Origin of the sequence: Gordonia malaquae NBRC 108250 (assembly GCF_000344135.1) — a bacterium.
Lineage (GTDB): Bacteria > Actinomycetota > Actinomycetes > Mycobacteriales > Mycobacteriaceae > Gordonia > Gordonia malaquae.
In genome coordinates this window covers 230,886-247,483 of the sequence record NZ_BAOP01000003.1, presented here as the reverse complement: position 1 = coordinate 247,483, position 16,598 = coordinate 230,886, and the positions used below count along the sequence as shown (strand labels likewise).

Below are 16,598 nucleotides of genomic sequence, written 5' to 3'. Positions count from 1 at the left end.
TCCGCCCACGGTGAAAGGCCGCGGTCACCCGCAGCCGAATCTCTCAGGCGTCGCTCGCGACACGACAGAGGGGGAGGACCGGTGTCCGAGCGTGCTGTTCGGACCGAAGAAGATAGGTCCCCTCGTGTCGGACACGTCCCTGCCGAACTCGGCTCCCGCTTCGCCGTTCTCCCAGCGCCACCTCGGACCCGATTCGGCCGAGCTCGCGACGATCCTCGACGTCCTCGGCGTCTCGTCGCTCGACGAACTGGCCGCCGACGTCGTGCCCGCGACGATCGCCGACGGTGTCGATGAGAACGGTGTTCCCACCGGGCTCGATGCACTGCCGGCTCCGCTGAGCGAGGCGGCCGCGACAGCGGCGATGCGTGAACTGGCGAGCCGGAACGTCGTCGCACGCTCGATGATCGGCCTCGGCTACTACGACACGCACACACCCGCGGTCATCAAGCGCAACATCTTGGAGAACCCGGCCTGGTACACGGCGTACACGCCGTACCAGCCGGAGATCAGCCAGGGTCGACTCGAAGCGCTCCTCAACTTCCAGACGATGGTCGCGGACCTGACAGGCATGGAGGTCGCCAACGCCTCGATGCTCGACGAAGGGACCGCGGCGGCCGAAGCGATGACTTTGCTGCGTCGTGCAGGCAAGTCGAAGTCGCCGCGACTGGTGGTCGACGCGGACCTGTTCCCGCAGACGCGCGCGGTGATCGAGACCCGCGCCGAGCCGCTCGGCATCGAGGTGATCGAGGCTCGGCTCGACCCGACGGCGACCGACGCGGGCCTGCCCGACGGCGACTTCTTCGGCGTCATCTTCCAGACTCCGGGTGCATCGGGTCGGATCGTCGACGCCGGCCCGGTGATCGCCGCAGCACACGAGCGCGGCGCCCTCGTGGCCGCCGGAGTCGACCTCCTCGCCGCCACACTCATCACCGCGCCGGGCGAACTCGGCGCCGACGCGTGCTTCGGCACCACTCAGCGTTTCGGCGTCCCGATGGGCTTCGGCGGTCCGCACGCCGGATACCTCGCTGTGCCGACCAAGGTCACCCGTCAGCTCCCCGGTCGCCTCGTCGGCGTGTCGAAGGACGCCGACGGAAACATCGCCTACCGCCTCGCACTGCAGACCCGCGAACAGCACATCCGCCGCGAGAAGGCCACCAGCAACATCTGCACCGCGCAGGTGCTCCTGGCGATCATGGCGGCGATGTACGCGTCGTACCACGGCCCCGCAGGACTCAAGGCCATCGCTCAGCGTGTCCACGGACATGCCGCCGACCTGGCCGACCGGCTGACCGGAGCGGGCCACACCGTTGAGCACGCATCGTTCTTCGACACCGTCCAGGTGCTCGTCGAAGGGCGCGCCGCGGACATCGTCACGGCCGCCAAGGCTCGTGGGATCAACCTGAGACTGGTCGACGCGGATCGAGTCGGCATCGCCTGCGACGAGACGACGACCGCCGCCGACATCACGGCCGTGCTCGACGCATTCGGCGCCACAGCATCGGCCCCGGCGACGTTCGCCGAGGCGATCGAGACCCGGACCAGCGGATATCTCGAGCACATCGCGTTCCACGCCTACCGCACCGAGACCGCCATGCTCCGGTACCTGCGCGAGCTGTCGGACAAGGACATCGCGCTCGACCGCAGCATGATCCCCCTCGGCTCGTGCACCATGAAGCTCAACGCCGCCACCGAGATGGAACCCGTCACGTGGCCGGAGATCGGTGGACTGCATCCGTTCGCCCCGCTCGGCGACTCCGAAGGCATCCGCGAGCTCATCACGACCCTCGAGGACTGGCTCGTCGCGGTGACCGGGTACGACCGCGTCAGCCTGCAGCCGAACGCGGGATCGCAGGGTGAGTACGCAGGTCTCCTCGCCATCCGCAACTACCATCGTTCGCGTGGCGACGACGCCCGCGACGTGTGCCTTATCCCGTCGAGCGCCCACGGCACCAACGCGGCCTCCGCCGTCATGGCAGGCATGCGTGTTGTTGTGGTCGCCAGCCGCGACACCGGCGACGTCGACATCGACGACCTGCGCGCCAAGATCGAGAAGCACCGCGACGAACTCGCCGCGATCATGATCACATACCCCTCGACGCACGGCGTTTTCGAACACGAGGTGACCGACATCTGCAACGCGGTCCACGAAGCAGGCGGTCAGGTGTACGTCGACGGTGCGAACCTCAACGCGATGGTCGGTCTCGCCCGCCCCGGTCAGTTCGGCGGCGACGTCTCGCACCTGAACCTCCACAAGACGTTCTGCATCCCGCACGGTGGTGGCGGACCGGGCGTCGGACCGGTTGCGGTCCGTGAGCATCTTGCGCCGTTCCTTCCCGGACACCCGCTGGCGTCGGAGCTCCCCGAGACCGGCGTGACGATCTCTGCGGCCCCGTACGGCTCGGCGTCGATCCTGCCGATCACCTACGCGTACATCGCCATGATGGGCGCCGAAGGGCTGCGTGCGGCGTCGTTGACAGCCATCGCGTCGGCGAATTACATCGCGCGTCGACTCAGCGACTACTACCCGATCCTCTACACCGGCGAGAACGGTTGGGTGGCGCACGAGTGCATTCTCGATCTCCGCGACATCTCGAAGGAGTCCGGCGTGAGCGTCGACGACGTCGCCAAGCGCCTCGCCGACTACGGATTCCATGCTCCGACGATGAGTTTCCCCGTCGCGGGCACACTGATGGTCGAGCCGACCGAGAGTGAGAACCTCGCCGAGATCGACGCGTTCATCGACGCGATGATCAAGATCCGCGGTGAGATCGACAAGGTGGCCGACGGCACGTGGGCGGTGGACGACAATCCGCTCGCGGGCGCACCGCACACCGCCGAAAGCCTGGTCAACGAGTGGAACCACGGCTACGACCGGATGACGGCCGTGTACCCGAACGGACTCCCGTCGTCGGGTGCACGTCCGAAGGTGTGGCCGTCCGTCCGCCGCATCGACGGCGCATTCGGCGACCGCAACCTCGTCTGCAGCTGCCCGCCTCTCGACGCTTTCGCCGAGTAGTCGCGCTGGGCGGTGGGCCTAGGCGGCCGCGGGATCGCGGAGCGCGATCCCGCGGGCCGCGAGCAGGGGAGCGACGTCGTCGAGCAAGACCCTGATGAGGCTCGATGCGTCGGGCCCGCGCAGCGTGACCCCGTCGGCGACGTGTGCGGCGGACACGTCGTTGAGCAGATTCGCGAGGGTCGTCGCCGTGCCCGGATGGACGATCGTTCCGGTGCGTGCACCCGCGGTCCAGCCGGGGTGCTGTGCGGCGTACTCCGCGTAGGCGTGTGAGACGGTGTCGGCGACGTGCACGTCGAGGTCCACGAACACCGGCCGTTCGGACCGCGAGGTCGCGTGAGCGGCCTCACCGAGGCTTCCAGTCCGGATCCGGGTGACGGGCGTGTCGTCGGCCGGCGTGAGCTCGATCCATTCGGCGTCGTCGGCTTGGACGGCGATGCGGAGCGTGGTCGTCATGAGTTGTTCTCCTGTTCGAGACGGCGGAAACGGCTGCGGTGGAAGACGAGCGGATCACTGTCCGGACATGTGAAGTGCCCGCGGACCTCGAGAAGCGCGATCACGTGATCGCCCGCGGGCAGGATGCTGTGCACGTGAGTGTGGAAGCCTGCGGTGGCGCCGTCGATCTGGACGGCTCCGGTGTCGGCGGCAGCCCAGTCGATTCCGTCGAACCGTTCGGACGCCGGTCGTCGAAGCAGGTCGGCCACCTGATGTTGCTCGTGGGAGAGCACACTCACGCCCCAGTGCTCGGCGCCGCTGAGCACGGGAAGGGTCGTCGAGGTCCGGGCGATGTTCACCGACACGAGCGGTGGATCGAGTGACACCGACGTGAACGACGACGCGACGATGCCCGCGGGGCCGTCGGGCCCGAGTGCGGCGACGACGACGAGGCCGGAGGGGAACTGGGCGAACACACGGCGCAGTTCGGCTGGGTCACTGCTGACGGGAGATGCGAGCATGGCTGTCATGATGTCCTGACTCCTACGGTTGAGCGGGTGTCGGTCCCGCTCAGCGGGCGGCCGGAACAAAAGGTGTCCCGGAAGTCGTGATCGATCGGCTGAGTCGGTCGTCGAAAAGTCCCCGTCTGGTCAACTCGGGCACCACTCCTTCGCCGAACCAGTAGAGCTCCTCGAGGTGCGGATAGCCGGACAGGACGAACTCGTCGACACCGACGGCGGCGTACTCGGCGATCAAGTCGGCGACTTCCGAGTGGGACCCGACGAGCGCGGTGCCTGCGCCACCACGAACCAGGCCGACTCCGGACCACAGATTCGGCACGATCTCGAGGGCACGCGGATCCTGCCACGAGCCGTCGGCTCGGTTCTGCTCGTGCAGTGCACGCATGGACGCCTGGCCGGTCGACTCACTCCGACCGAGTCCTTCTTGGATGTGCGCGATCGTGTCGGCGTCGAGAGCCTCGAGGAGCCGTCCGGCTTCGGCCCACGCGGCCTCCGACGTGTCACGCGTGATGACGTGGAGGCGCACACCGAAGGTCACGGTCCGGCCCTGCTGGGCCGCGAGGCCACGGATCCAGTCGATCTTCGTCGCGACAGCGGCGGGAGGTTCGCCCCACGTCAGGTACACGTCACTGTGATGTGCGGCGACCGTGCCGGCTTCCGGAGACGATCCGCCGAAGTAGATCGGCGGCACCGGATCGGGAAGAGTCGCGAGCGTCGCCTCCTCGACGGTGATGTGCTCGCCGCGGTGAGTGACGGTCTCCCCGGCCCACAATCGTCGGACGACGCTCAAGAACTCATCGGAACGGGCATAGCGTGCCGCTTTGTCGAGATGGTCACCGTACGCGCGTTGCTCGGCGGACTCGCCTCCGGTGACGACGTTCAACAGCAGACGGCCGGGCGCGTGCTTGGTGAAGGTCGCCGCCATCTGGGCGGCGAGCGTCGGACTGACCAGGCCCGGGCGGAAAGCGACGAGGAAGCCCAGGCGCTCGGTCTCTCGAGCGACCATCGCGGTGGTCAGCCAGGCGTCCTCGCACCATGCGCCCGCAGGCGTGAGCGCGGCCGTGAATCCGAAGTCCTCGGCGGCTCTGGCGATCGACGACAGATAGCCGATGGACGCATCGCGATCGCCGCGAGCGATTCCGGCCGGTTGCCCGTGACCCCCGCCGACGATGAAGCGCGAGTCGCCGTACGTCGGCAGAAACCAGTGGAGCTTGAGGGACATCAGTCGTGACTTCCTTGTCTGTTTCTAGAGCGTCTGTTTCTAAAGCGTTCCGTGGCTCGGCGGGAGCTTCCTGTCCAGCGCCCATCGGCCTAGGTGCTGGACCTTCCAGCGTTCCGGGTCGTGGAGAGTGTGAGTTCGTGCATCACGCCAGAAGCGCGACACGTTGGCCTGCGAACCTGCCGCGCGAGTGCCGCCGAAGTCGAACAGGTCCGCGCCCGCGCGGCGCGCTGCTCGTCCCGCGCTGACCTTCGCCGCCGCGGTCGCGAGCGCCGCGGCGCCGATCGTCTCGCGAGTCGGGTCGGCGTCGGCGTCGTCGATACTGCGGGCCGCGACGTCGAGGAGGGCCTCTGCTGCGCGCACGTCGAGCTCGAGGTCTCCGGCCTGGGCGAGCAGCAGTGGGTCGTCGCCCGCCCTGTCGACGCCTGCCTCGAACCATGGGCGAGCGCTGCTGACCACGCTCGGCGCCGCGTCGAGAGCACCTCGCGCGATGCCGACGTCGATCGCGGCGTGCAGGAGTTGGGCGCGTGTCCCGTAGGTGCTCGGCGTAGCGAGCAGGCGAGTGAAGTCCACCAGGTGACCGCTGTCGACCGGGACATCGTTCAGCACCACGGTGCCGCTCGCGGTGGTGCGCTGACCGAACCCGTCCCAGTCGTCGACGATCTCGACACCGTCGGAGTCGGCTGGAACGAACGCGATCACGCTGCCGCTGTCCGGACCGTTCGCCCGCACGGCGAGGACGTCGGCGAACAGCGCACCGGTGCTGTAATGCTTCGTCCCGGTGAGCCGCAGGCCGTCCGCGGTCCGGTGCAGGGCCGTGGAGTCGTCGAGAGCGGTCCGACCGCCGCGCTCGGTCTGCGCGTTCGCGACCCGTCCGCCGTTCACGACCCGAGGGAACAGGTGCTCCTTGAGCGTGTCCGGCCCGACTCGGCGGACGGCGTCGACGAACACGAAGTGGCTTTGTGGGATCTGAGCGACGTTCGGATCGGCGGCGGCGATCGTTGCCACCACTGACGCCAGTGTTGAAGCGCCGAGCCCCGGGCCGCCGAACTCGGTCGGCACCGTGATGGACAGGAGCCCGGACGCCGACAGTGCAGTGACCTCGTCGAACGGGAGCTGCCTGGTGGCGTCACGGGCACTCGCACCCGCCGCGACGGCGGGTGCGAGTGCACGAGCCGCGTCGAGCGCGGCGTCGTGATCGGTGATTCGCAGTGTCACAGCGTCAGCTGTAGAGCGAGAACTGCGGTGCGCGGTGGTTCAGTGTCCAGTCGCCGACCTCGCGTGCCTTGTACGCCACCGGATCGTGGACGGTGTGCGTGCGGAGGTTCCGCCAGTGCCGATCGAAGCCGTAGTCGGTGGTGGTCGCACGAGCGCCCTGAATCTCGAACAGTCGGGACGCCGCGTCCAACGAGACCTTGGTGGTCACGTACTTCGCCTCGGCGATCGCGACTGCGGCCACGGCGCGTTGCTCGTCCGTGAGCGCTTCACCGATGTCGAGCGCGTGCTGCAGGGCGTCGCCTGCACGGTCGGCGAGCAGGACGGCTGCGGTGATCTCCGCGCGGAGCTCTCCGACGAGCTCCAAGATGTAGGGGTCGTCGGTGGCGGCCTCCAGGCCGGACGTCTCCCACGCGCTTGCGTTGAGTCGAGTCCAGTCGAGGGCCTCGTCCAAGGCTCCTTCAGCGGTGCCGATGTAGAAGTTCACGAAGGCGAGCTGCCAGTGCGGAGTCACAAGCTGCTGGAACGCGGTGAACGTCGGTGGGGAGTCGGGGTCGCCGAGGATCTCGTCACGCGAGATCGGCGTGTTCACGAACTCGACACCGCCCGAGTCGGTGAGGCGCTGGCCGATGTTGTCCCAGTCGCCGAGCGGCGTGAAACCCTCCTTGCCTGCGGGCAGTGAGAGGAAGACCAGGGCGTCGCCGAATGTGGCGGTCACCGACAGCTGATCACCGACGCCGGCGCCGGAGGCGAACGTGCGGCGGCCGTTGAGCCGGAAGCCGTCTTCGTCGCGCGTCAGCACCAGGCCGCTCCCGCCGCGTGGGTTCTGGACGCCGCCCCAGAACAGCTTCTCCTGCGCGTTCCGGCGGGACAACGCCTCCGCCTGCTCCGGGGTGCCGAAGAGGTGGGCGATCCGCTGCTGTGCGTAGTGATAGCCGAGGAGGTGGGCGATCGAGGTGTCGCCGCGCGCGATACGGCGAGTGATCTGCTGCGTCTGCGCATAGTTCAGGCCGGACCCGCCGAGTTCGACGGGTTCGCCCACCTGCAGCAGGTCGTGACTGCGGAGGAGCTCGATCTCGGCGGTCGGTGCGGCGTTGGCGCGATCGCGCTCCGCGGCAGTGGCGCGGAGCTCTGCGGCTACCAGGTCGGCGCGGTGGAGGGCCTCGTCGAAGGCACTGGTGGTGGTGGTGTCGGGGGACAGTGAGGTGGTCATGGTGTGGGATTCCTTGTCAGGTGAGGTGTGGGGTGTCAGGCGGTCAGGACGCCGTTGCGGGCGAGTTCGGACTCGAGCCGTCCGCTGGAGGTGAGGTCCGCTTCGAGCTCCCGGACCAGGGGAAGGATGTGGGTGCCGAAGTACTCGACGTCCTCCAGGTAGTGCAGGAATCCGAGGAGGAAGAGGTTCACACCGCGTGTCTTGTAGGCGACGATGCGCTCGGCGATCTGCTCGGGAGTGCCGACCAGACCTGTGCGGAACCCGTCGTTGTACTGGACGAGGTCGGCGAACTCGGAGTCCTGCCACATGCCCTTGCCGTCCGCCGTCGAGTTGCCTGCCTGTTTGACTGCGGAGCCGAAGCCTTCGACGGCCTGTCGGTCGGCTTTGTCGACGATCTCGCGGAGCACGTCGCGTGCCTCCGCTTCGGTGTCACGGCCGATGAGGAAGCCGTTGAGCCCGAATTTGACGGTTCGACCGTGCAGGGCGGCTTCGGTGTTCACGTCGACGACCTGCTCGGTCAACCCGTCGAAGTCCTTGCCGTTGCTGAAGTACCAGTCGGACACCCGGCCGGCGAGTGCACGTGCGGCCGTCGAGTTGCCGCCCTGGAATATCTCCGGGTGCGGGCGACCGGGGAGGTCGACGGGCTTGGGCTTCAGGTCGAAGTCGTGGAGCCGATAGAAGTCGCCCTTGAGCTCGGCGTGATCGTCGGTCCAGATCCGTCGCAGGTAGGTGATGAACTCCTCGGTCCGGCGGTAGCGTTCATCGTGCTCGAGCCACGGTTCGCCGAGCTTGGTGAACTCGTCTTTGAACCATCCGGACACCACGTTCACGGCGGCTCGCCCGCCGGACAGGTGGTCGGCGGTGGTGAGGAACTTGGCCAGGACTCCGGGCTGCCACAGCCCGGGGTGCACGGCGGCGATCACCTTGAGTCTTTCGGTTGCCAGCAGCAGGGCGAGTGAGAAGCTCGTCGATTCGTGCTGGTAGGCGGCACCGTACGACGCGATGTATCGGACTTGCGACAGTGCGTAATCGAAGCCGTTGTTCTCTGCGAGGACGGCGAGCTTGCGGTTGTAGTCGTAACTCCAGTCGGTGCGTTGCTCGATCGTGGAGACGACGAGGCCGCCGCTCACATTCGGCACCCAGTACGCGAATTGGAGTGGAGCTGATGCGGCGTCGAGCCGCTCGGAAACGATGTCGGACATGACAGTGGTGGTTCTCCTCGTGAAGTGGACGTCAGGACGCATGGTCAGCGACATCGGTTCCGGGAGAGTTCGACAGCGGTCATGACAACGATGGTGCGCCGCCGTCGACGGTCCGTCGACGGATCGGCCCGCGATGAATTCAACTGTCGGGATCGGGTGCAGGGCACGTGAATTGGACTCACCGAGCACACAACGACGAGTACCGTTCTGGGCATGTCGAAAGTGCGCGTACACAACCTGAACATCTCGTTGGACGGCTTCAGCGCCGGCGGAACCGTCACCGTCGACGAACCGATCGGGCACGCCCGGGACCTCTTCAGCCGCTTCGACGGCCGTGTCATCGAGGGCGTCCACACCGTGGACGATCCGATCACCGCCGATCGTGCGTTCTACAGTCTCTGGGGACAGGGAATCGGCGTGGAGATCATGGGCCGCAAGAAGTTCGGGCCGCAGAGCGGACCGTGGACCGACGACGAGTGGATCGGCTGGTGGGGCGCCGAACCGCCGTTCAAGACGCCCGTCATCGTGCTGACCCACCACGAACGCGAGACACTGACCTTTGAGAACGGCACGAGCTTCCACTTCGTCGACGCAGCCCCGGAAGAGGCGATCGCGCAGGCTCGGGAACTCGCCGACGGCGGCGACATCCGGCTGGGCGGGGGACCGTCGTCGATCCGTCAGTTCTTGGACGCCGACCTCGTCGACTTCGTGCACCTGGTGACCGTGCCGATCGTCCTCGGTTCAGGCGTGTCCGTCTTCGACGGTGGGCGCGACGTCCACGACCGTTTCGACATCGAATCGGTCACCACCGCGAGCGGACTCACACACCAGTTCTGGAATCGTCGCCGCTGATCAGCGATGAATCAGCGTTCCGCGACTCAGGGAGCGGCGGCGGGGAGGACGATCTTGTTGATGGCGACGGCCGCGGCGGGTTCGGGCGCGGGGAGCGCGTCGACCACGGGACCGAATGGAACAGTGGCAGTCGGGGCGGGGAGTGGACCGGTACCGCGGAAGCCCATGCCGGTCAGGATCTTCATCTGTGGAGGTTTCCGGGCGAATGTGAAGAACTCCGAGATCGCATCACCGGCGTATGCGGGCACCATGTCGCCCGCCAGTTTGACGACGGGGTAGTCCGCGACCGGAGTCGCTCCGGTCGGTGCGACGACGGCGACCTTGGCGGTCTTGTCGTCGACAGTCGACGCGAACACGCTCTGCTCTGTCGCCGGAACAGCCCGGACCTTGGCATTCGCCGGGTCCGTGGCCGCTCCGATCGCCGTCACCGCAGCCGCGGTCGAGCCGTCACCGATCTTCGGGGGCGCGGACATCAACTGTTCCACGGCGCGCTTCACAGCGGGGGATTCGGCCTGAGCGGCGGTGAGCGATCCCTTCTGGTCGGCGACGGCGGCGGCGACGCCCTGCGCGCCGAGCGCAGAGGCGTCCGACTGCGGTCCGTTCGGCATCGCCATGCGCAGCGACCCCCACTCGCGATGTCCGTAGGCAGCGAGGGAATTGGCCTGAGTCAGTCCCGGCAGGTCCTTCCACGCGATGCGTCCGTTGATCGCTTTCGCCAGTTCACGTTCGATCACGAGTCGGACAGGGGACGAGACGAGCGATGCAGGCGGACCCTGCAGGATCGACTCGTTCTTCGTCTGCAGGGCGGCGGCCCACACGGACGACTCCGGAACCCACGCGCCCGGGTAGGGGCCGAACGACCGTGTGTCCCACTTCTTCGCGGTGAGGCCTTCCAGCGTCGCGCGCGCGTCGGCCGGGCGAACCTGCACGGTCACGCACTTGTCCCGCACGATTGGATTGGTGCTGTTGAAGTTCTGTGCGATGCGCTGCAGCCCCGGGGCGATCGCGGGATCGGCGACGACGGGAACTGTCGCCTTTCCGTCGACGCATGCCGAGGCGTCGGTCGACGCGGTCTGCTCGATATCGTCGCCGAGCCTCGACCACGCAGTGATGACGCCCGCGATCAGGATCACCACCAGTGCTCCGGCGACGATCGGTCGTGCGATGAACTGACGATTCTTCTCGCCTGTCGAGTGCTTCGACAACGCGTGTCCCTCCTGTGCGCTCGGCCCACCCCCGAGCCCGTCCACTGTCTACTTCGGTTGAACTGAAAACGCCGGGCCACGAGGCGTTCCCACCACGTGGCCCGGCGCCTACACCATCAGGTGTATCAGGCGTTCGCGGCCTTGTACTCGCGGCGCGCCCGATGCAGGATCGGTTCGGTGTAGCCGCTCGGCTGAGCAGCGCCTTCGAGGATCAGCGACTTCGCAGCGTTGAATGCGATGTTCGAGTCGAAATCGGCTGCGAGCGGACGGTACTCCGGATCGCTTGCGTTCTGGCGGTCGACGACCGGCGCCATGCGCTTGAGCGCGGCGACGACGTCGTCTTCGGTCACGATGCCGTGACGCAGCCAGTTGGCGAGCAACTGGCTCGAGATGCGCAGCGTGGCGCGGTCCTCCATGAGTGCCACGTCGTGGATGTCCGGAACCTTGGAACAACCGACACCGTGATCGATCCAGCGGACGACGTAACCGAGGATCGACTGCGCGTTGTTGTCGAGCTCCTCACGCTTCTCCTCGTCGGTCCAGTTCGGGTTCGCCGAGAGCGGGATCGTGAGAATGTCGTCGACCGACGCGGGATCGCGCTTGGCGATCTCGTCCTGGCGTTCGAAGACGTCGACCTCGTGGTAGTGCAGCGCGTGCAGCGTCGCAGCGGTCGGCGACGGAACCCATGCGGTGTTCGCGCCGGCCTTCGGGTGACCGATCTTCTGCTCGAGCATGTCGGCCATCAGGTCGGGCATGGCCCACATGCCCTTGCCAATCTGCGCCTTGTGCTCGAGACCCGCGGCGAGGCCCGTGTCGACGTTGGAGTCCTCGTACGCGTTGAACCAGGTCTGGCCCTTGATCTCGGCCTTGCGGACAAACGGACCCGCCTCCATCGAGGTGTGGATCTCGTCGCCGGTGCGGTCGAGGAAGCCGGTGTTGATGAACACGACACGCTCGGACGCGGCCTTGATCGACGCCTTCAGGTTCACCGACGTGCGGCGCTCCTCATCCATGATGCCGACCTTGAGGGTGTTGCGCTCCAGGCCCAGGACGTCCTCGACGCGGCCGAACAACTCGGCGGTGAAGGCGACCTCGTCGGGACCGTGCATCTTCGGCTTCACGATGTAGATCGATCCGGTGCGCGAGTTCTGCAGGCCCTCGGCGGACATGCCGTGGATGCCGATCGCGGAGGTGACGAGGGCGTCGATGATGCCTTCGGGGACCTCGTTGCCGTCGGCGTCGAGGATGGCCGGGTTCGTCATCAGGTGACCGACGTTGCGGACGAACAGCAGGCTGCGGCCGTGCAGTTCCAGGGTCGAGCCGTCCGGAGCCGTGTAGGTCCGGTTGGGGTTCAGCGTGCGGGTGAACGTCTTGCCGCCCTTGCTGACCTCTTCGGCGAGGTCGCCCTTGTTGAGGCCGAGCCAGTTGGTGTAGCCGAGCACCTTGTCGTCGGCGTCGACCGCGGCGACCGAGTCCTCGAAGTCCATGATCGTGGTGACGGCCGACTCGACGGCGACGTCCTTGACCCCGGCGGAGTCCGTGGAGCCGATCGGCGACGACGCGTCGATCTGGATCTCCAGGTGCAGACCGTTGTGACGGACCAGGATCCCGGTCGGCGCAGCGGGTTCGCCGGTGTAGCCGACGAATGCAGTCGGATCGGCGAACGTCGTGGTCTGTCCGTCACCGAACGCTGCGACGACGGAGTCGCCCGACACGGTGTACGAGGTGACGTCGGCGTGGCTGCACTGTTCGAGCGGCACTGCCTTGTCGAGGAACGCCTTCGCGAATGCGATCACCTTGTCGCCGCGGACCTTGTTGTACGACGTGCCCTTCTCCGCACCGTCAGCCTCGGAGATGGCGTCGGTGCCGTAGAGCGCGTCGTACAGCGATCCCCAGCGCGCGTTGGACGCGTTGAGGGCGAAGCGGGCGTTGAGGATCGGGACCACGAGCTGAGGGCCGGGGACCGAGGTGATCTCGGTGTCGACGCCTTCGGTGGTGATCTCGAAGTCGGCGGGAACCGGCACGAGGTAACCGATCTCGGTGAGGAACGCCTTGTACTCGTCGAAGTCGAGAGTCTGGTGATCGCGGTGCCAGGCGTCGATCTTGGCCTGGAGGTCGTCGCGGACCGCGAGGAGTTCGCGGTTGCGTGGTGCGAGGTCGTTGATCACCGCGGCGGCGCCGGTCCAGAAGGCGTCGGCGTCTACACCGGTACCCGGGAGAGCCTTGTTGTTGACGAAGTCATAGAGGACCTCAGCGACCTGCAAGCCGTTGACGGTGACACGATCAGACATGACGACCTTTCTGGTGGGCGTTCGCGAATTCGCCGGCGCGAGATCATCCGGCACAGATATTCTACCGGCCCGGTTGCTCCACCGGACTGGGCCCCCGACACCACTTGCGCAGGTCGTCGCATCTGGCGATCACCGATTCTCGGAGGACTGCGCCGCGTTCGGCGACCGCTGTCTGCTCGGCCGCGTACTGCGCGCGACCCTCTGCGGTCTCGATCGGGACGGGCTCGTACGGCCTGCCGGTCATGTCGAGAACACCGGTGAGGTCGTAGGGGCTGGCCCTCATGTCGAGTTCTCGCGCCTTGAGCGCCAACTCGAAGCAGTCGCCGAGCAGGTCCGAACCGATCAGCGGAGACAGGCGCAGGCAGTACCGGTACAGGTCCATCGTGGCGTGCAAGCACCCCGGCTGCTCATTGGCAACGGCATCGGCCCTGGTCAGGTAGGTGGCGTTGCGTGGGCGCGCGGGATCGGTGAAGAAGCGGAACGCGTCGAAATGTGTGCACCGGAGCCCACTCCGTTCGACGACGGCATCCGTCTCGACAGCGCCGAGGCGCAACGGATGTGGGTGCCGATTGGCGTCGGAGCGGTACACCATCGCCCATTCGTGGAGCCCGAAACACCCGAATCTCGGAGCCCGTCCCGCTGTCGCCTGCGTGATCGCCAGCGTCGCGTCGAGCAGGTCGATGCGGGACTCGAGGTGCTCCTGAGAGACGGTTGCAGTGCCGTCATCGTCGACGATGTAGCCGCGTAGACCGGTGTACCGACGTGCTCTTTCGAGTGACACACCGAACCCCGGGTGCCATCGTGTGACTTGTGCCGGACGCGCCGCGTAGTACGTGAACAGAAAATCGACAACGGGATGGGCCACTCCCGCGCTGCGCTCGGCGAAATACGGTCCGACCAGCGCATTCATTCTGTCTCGGTGCGTGGCGGCCCGTGCTGACCATTCTGAATGCGTCAGGAGTCGATCGTGGCCGGACATCAGATTCGGTGTGTGGAGTCCCGCACCGCACCGACGAACGCCTCGGCGAGATCAGCGAGGGCGACCATGCCGACGACCGCGCCCGAGGCGTCGACCACGGCGGCGAGATGCGCGCTGACACGCTGCAGCGCGGTCGCGGCCTCGTCGAGAGGCAGCGTTGCCGCCAACGTCGGCAACGGGCGGATCTTGTCGACGGCGACAAGGGAGTCGGAGTCGACGTTGACGTCGAAGACGTCGTCGAGCACATCCTTGAGATGCAAGTAGCCGATGTACGAGCCGTCGAGGCCCCGAACGGGGAAACGCGAGTAGCCCGTCTCACGGACCGCGTCCTCGAGTGCGCTCAGGCGTGGGCCCAGCCCGCCGGTCGCCGGATCCGGCAGCACCCGAACGCTGTGGACGTCGGTCAACGGGATCATCACCTCGCTGACCGTCCGCTGGACGGTCTCGAGGGCCCGAGTGAGTCGATCGTGTTCACCGGCGTCGAGCAGCCCGGACTCACGTGACTCGCCGATCATCTGCGCCAGCTCGGTCTCGGTCACGGTCGAGGCCAGCTCGTCCTTGGGCTCCACGCGCATCAACCGGAGAACGCCGTTGGCGAGTGCGTTGAACACCCAGATGAACGGTTTTGCGATCCGCAGGAACCACAGATGCACCGGCACCAGCAGCATCGCGGCGCTCTCCGGGCCCGCGAGTGCGATGTTCTTCGGCACCATCTCGCCGACCAGGATGTGCAGGACGACAACGATCGCGAGTGCGATCGCGAACGCGATCGGGTGCAGGAGGCCATCCGGGATGCGCATGAGCCCGAGCGGCTTCTCGATGAGGTGGGCGATCGCCGGTTCGGCGATCCGACCCAGCAGGATCGAGCAGATCGTGATGCCCAATTGGCATCCCGCCAACATCAGCGAGAGATTCTCCGACGCTGTGATCACGGTGCGGGCCCGCTTCTTGCCGGACTCCTCCAAGGCGATGAGTCGGTCTCGTCGGGCTGCGATCAGCGAGAACTCTGCACCGACGAAGAAGGCGTTCGCCGCCAGCAGGAGTACCGCGAGGACGATTCCCCAGATGTCACCCATGAGCGTCTCCCGTCGTCTCATTGTCGACGATGGTCAACCACACCTGGTCCACGCGCCGGGCGTCCATCCGGACGACAGTCGCACGCCATCGTTGCGGAGGCTCACCGCGGTCGGTGTCCGACGTCGATTTGCGAACCGGCAAGTCGACGACGTCGCCCACTTCGGGGATCCGCCGCAGGACGAACATCACCAATCCGCCGAGAGTCTCGTATGCGCCATCGGGAGCGCGGTACCCGACGGCGTCCTGCACTTCGTCCAGTCGCAGCAGACCGGCGCACCGGAAGCCGTTTCCGACACGGGCGACCTCGGACTCCTCGTCGTCGTGCTCGTCGGTCACATTGCCGAGGATCTCTTCGATGATGTCCTCAGATGTCACGATGCCTGCCGTCCCGCCGTACTCGTCGACGACGACACACACTTCGAGGCCGTCGGCGGAGATGCGGTCCATGAGTGCGTCACCGTCGAGACTGTCGGGCACGCGGGTGACCGGTCGTGCGATGGACCGCAGGGGAGTGGTCGAGTGCTCACGAGCGGGGACGGTGAACGCCTGCTTGATGTGGACCACGCCGATCAGATTGTCCAGGTCGCCGTCGGGCGCCACCAGGAAGCGGGAGTGACCGGTGCTCGAGGACGCCTCGATCAGATCGTGTACGGAGTCGCCGGGCTCGAGACTCTCCACGCGGACACGGGGTGTCATCAGGTCCTCGGCGGACAGATCGCCGAACCGCAGTGATCGGTCGACGAGAGCCGCGGTGTCGGCGTCCATTTCACCGTGCAGGGCCGAATTGCGGACCAGGACCGACAGTTCCGCGGCCGAACGGGCCGACTGCAGCTCCTCGGTCGGTTCCACACCCAGACGTCGGACGAGCCTGTTCGCTGTCCCGTTCAACCCGTTGATGGCGTGTTTGAACATCGTTGCGAATGCACTCATCGGCCCTGCGGTGGCGCGGGCGACGGCGAGCGGTTTGGCGATGGCCAGGTTCTTGGGGACCAACTCGCCCAAGACCATCGACAACGACGTCGCGATCACCAGGGCCAGAGCCAACGAGACACCCGCCTGCCACGACTCGGGGATCTTGACGGCGTCCAGAATCGGGTTGAAGATGCGGGCGAGCACCGGCTCAGCGATATAACCGGTGATCAGAGTGGTGATGGTGATGCCGAGCTGGGCGGCCGAGAGCTGAAATGACAGCTCCCGGTGTGCCCGATCGACTGATCGGGCGCGTCGGTCACCTCGACGGGCGAGGTCGTCGGAGATCGTCGATCGTTCGAGTGCGGTGAGCGAGAACTCTCCGGCGACGAAGAGTGCGGTGCCGAGGGTGAGCGCCACGAAGCCGATGAGGCTCGCGACGATGATCACTATGTCCACGTGGGCGG

General features: G+C 66.8%; 13 protein-coding genes. 2 read left to right on the top strand and 11 right to left on the bottom strand.

The window, feature by feature from the left end; translation table 11 throughout:
* Positions 1–124 precede the first annotated feature (124 nt).
* Complete coding sequence (gene gcvP, locus GM1_RS03120; RefSeq protein WP_040519403.1) at positions 125–3,016, top strand: aminomethyl-transferring glycine dehydrogenase; 2,892 nt, start codon at positions 125–127, stop codon at positions 3,014–3,016.
* 18 nt (positions 3,017–3,034) lie between these two features.
* Here the strand turns inward: gcvP and GM1_RS03115 are convergent, their stop codons facing one another.
* Genes GM1_RS03115 through sfnG form a run of 6 tightly spaced genes read right to left on the bottom strand, consistent with a single transcriptional unit; the run spans position 3,035 to position 8,818 of the window.
* Entirely contained in the window at positions 3,035–3,469 is a 435-nt protein-coding gene (locus tag GM1_RS03115; RefSeq protein WP_008376548.1) for a hypothetical protein, read from the bottom strand.
* Positions 3,466–3,969 (bottom strand): flavin reductase family protein, encoded by a 504-nt coding sequence (locus tag GM1_RS03110; protein ID WP_306302644.1) that lies wholly within the window; start codon positions 3,967–3,969, stop codon positions 3,466–3,468. Before GM1_RS03110 ends, GM1_RS03115 begins: the two co-directional genes overlap by 4 nt.
* 49 nt (positions 3,970–4,018) lie before the next feature.
* Entirely contained in the window at positions 4,019–5,191 is a 1,173-nt protein-coding gene (locus GM1_RS03105; RefSeq protein WP_008376545.1) for an LLM class flavin-dependent oxidoreductase, read from the bottom strand.
* A gap of 39 nt (positions 5,192–5,230) precedes the next feature.
* A complete protein-coding gene (locus tag GM1_RS03100) occupies positions 5,231–6,406 on the bottom strand; it encodes an SfnB family sulfur acquisition oxidoreductase (RefSeq protein ID WP_008376544.1) in 1,176 nt (391 codons plus the stop codon).
* 4 nt (positions 6,407–6,410) lie between these two features.
* Entirely contained in the window at positions 6,411–7,616 is a 1,206-nt protein-coding gene (locus tag GM1_RS03095; protein ID WP_008376542.1) for an acyl-CoA dehydrogenase family protein, read from the bottom strand.
* A 35-nt stretch (positions 7,617–7,651) separates the two neighbouring features.
* Positions 7,652–8,818: a dimethylsulfone monooxygenase SfnG gene (gene sfnG / locus GM1_RS03090; protein ID WP_008376541.1), complete on the bottom strand. Its 1,167-nt coding sequence runs from the start codon at positions 8,816–8,818 to the stop codon at positions 7,652–7,654.
* Positions 8,819–9,031: 213 nt separating this feature from the next.
* On the opposite strand from sfnG, the gene GM1_RS03085 reads away from it, so the two are divergent.
* Positions 9,032–9,670 carry a dihydrofolate reductase family protein gene (locus GM1_RS03085; protein ID WP_008376539.1) on the top strand — a complete coding sequence of 213 codons (639 nt, stop codon included), beginning with the start codon at positions 9,032–9,034 and terminating at the stop codon, positions 9,668–9,670.
* A 26-nt stretch (positions 9,671–9,696) separates the two neighbouring features.
* Here GM1_RS03085 and GM1_RS03080 read toward each other — a convergent pair whose 3' ends face one another.
* From GM1_RS03080 to GM1_RS03060, 5 genes are all read right to left on the bottom strand, one after another.
* Entirely contained in the window at positions 9,697–10,875 is a 1,179-nt protein-coding gene (locus GM1_RS03080) for a hypothetical protein (protein ID WP_008376537.1), read from the bottom strand.
* Positions 10,876–11,000: 125 nt separating this feature from the next.
* The gene (locus tag GM1_RS03075) at positions 11,001–13,166 is read right to left on the bottom strand and encodes a malate synthase G (RefSeq protein WP_008376536.1); all 2,166 of its coding nucleotides are present in this window, start codon (positions 13,164–13,166) and stop codon (positions 11,001–11,003) included.
* Positions 13,167–13,227: 61 nt separating this feature from the next.
* On the bottom strand, positions 13,228–14,145 hold the full coding sequence (locus tag GM1_RS03070) for a hypothetical protein (protein WP_008376534.1): 918 nt from the start codon (positions 14,143–14,145) through the stop codon (positions 13,228–13,230).
* Positions 14,145–15,221 carry a hemolysin family protein gene (locus GM1_RS03065; RefSeq protein WP_008376532.1) on the bottom strand — a complete coding sequence of 359 codons (1,077 nt, stop codon included), beginning with the start codon at positions 15,219–15,221 and terminating at the stop codon, positions 14,145–14,147. Before GM1_RS03065 ends, GM1_RS03070 begins: the two co-directional genes overlap by 1 nt.
* Entirely contained in the window at positions 15,214–16,590 is a 1,377-nt protein-coding gene (locus GM1_RS03060) for a hemolysin family protein (protein WP_008376530.1), read from the bottom strand. Before GM1_RS03060 ends, GM1_RS03065 begins: the two co-directional genes overlap by 8 nt.
* Between the last annotated feature and the right edge of the window lie 8 nt (positions 16,591–16,598).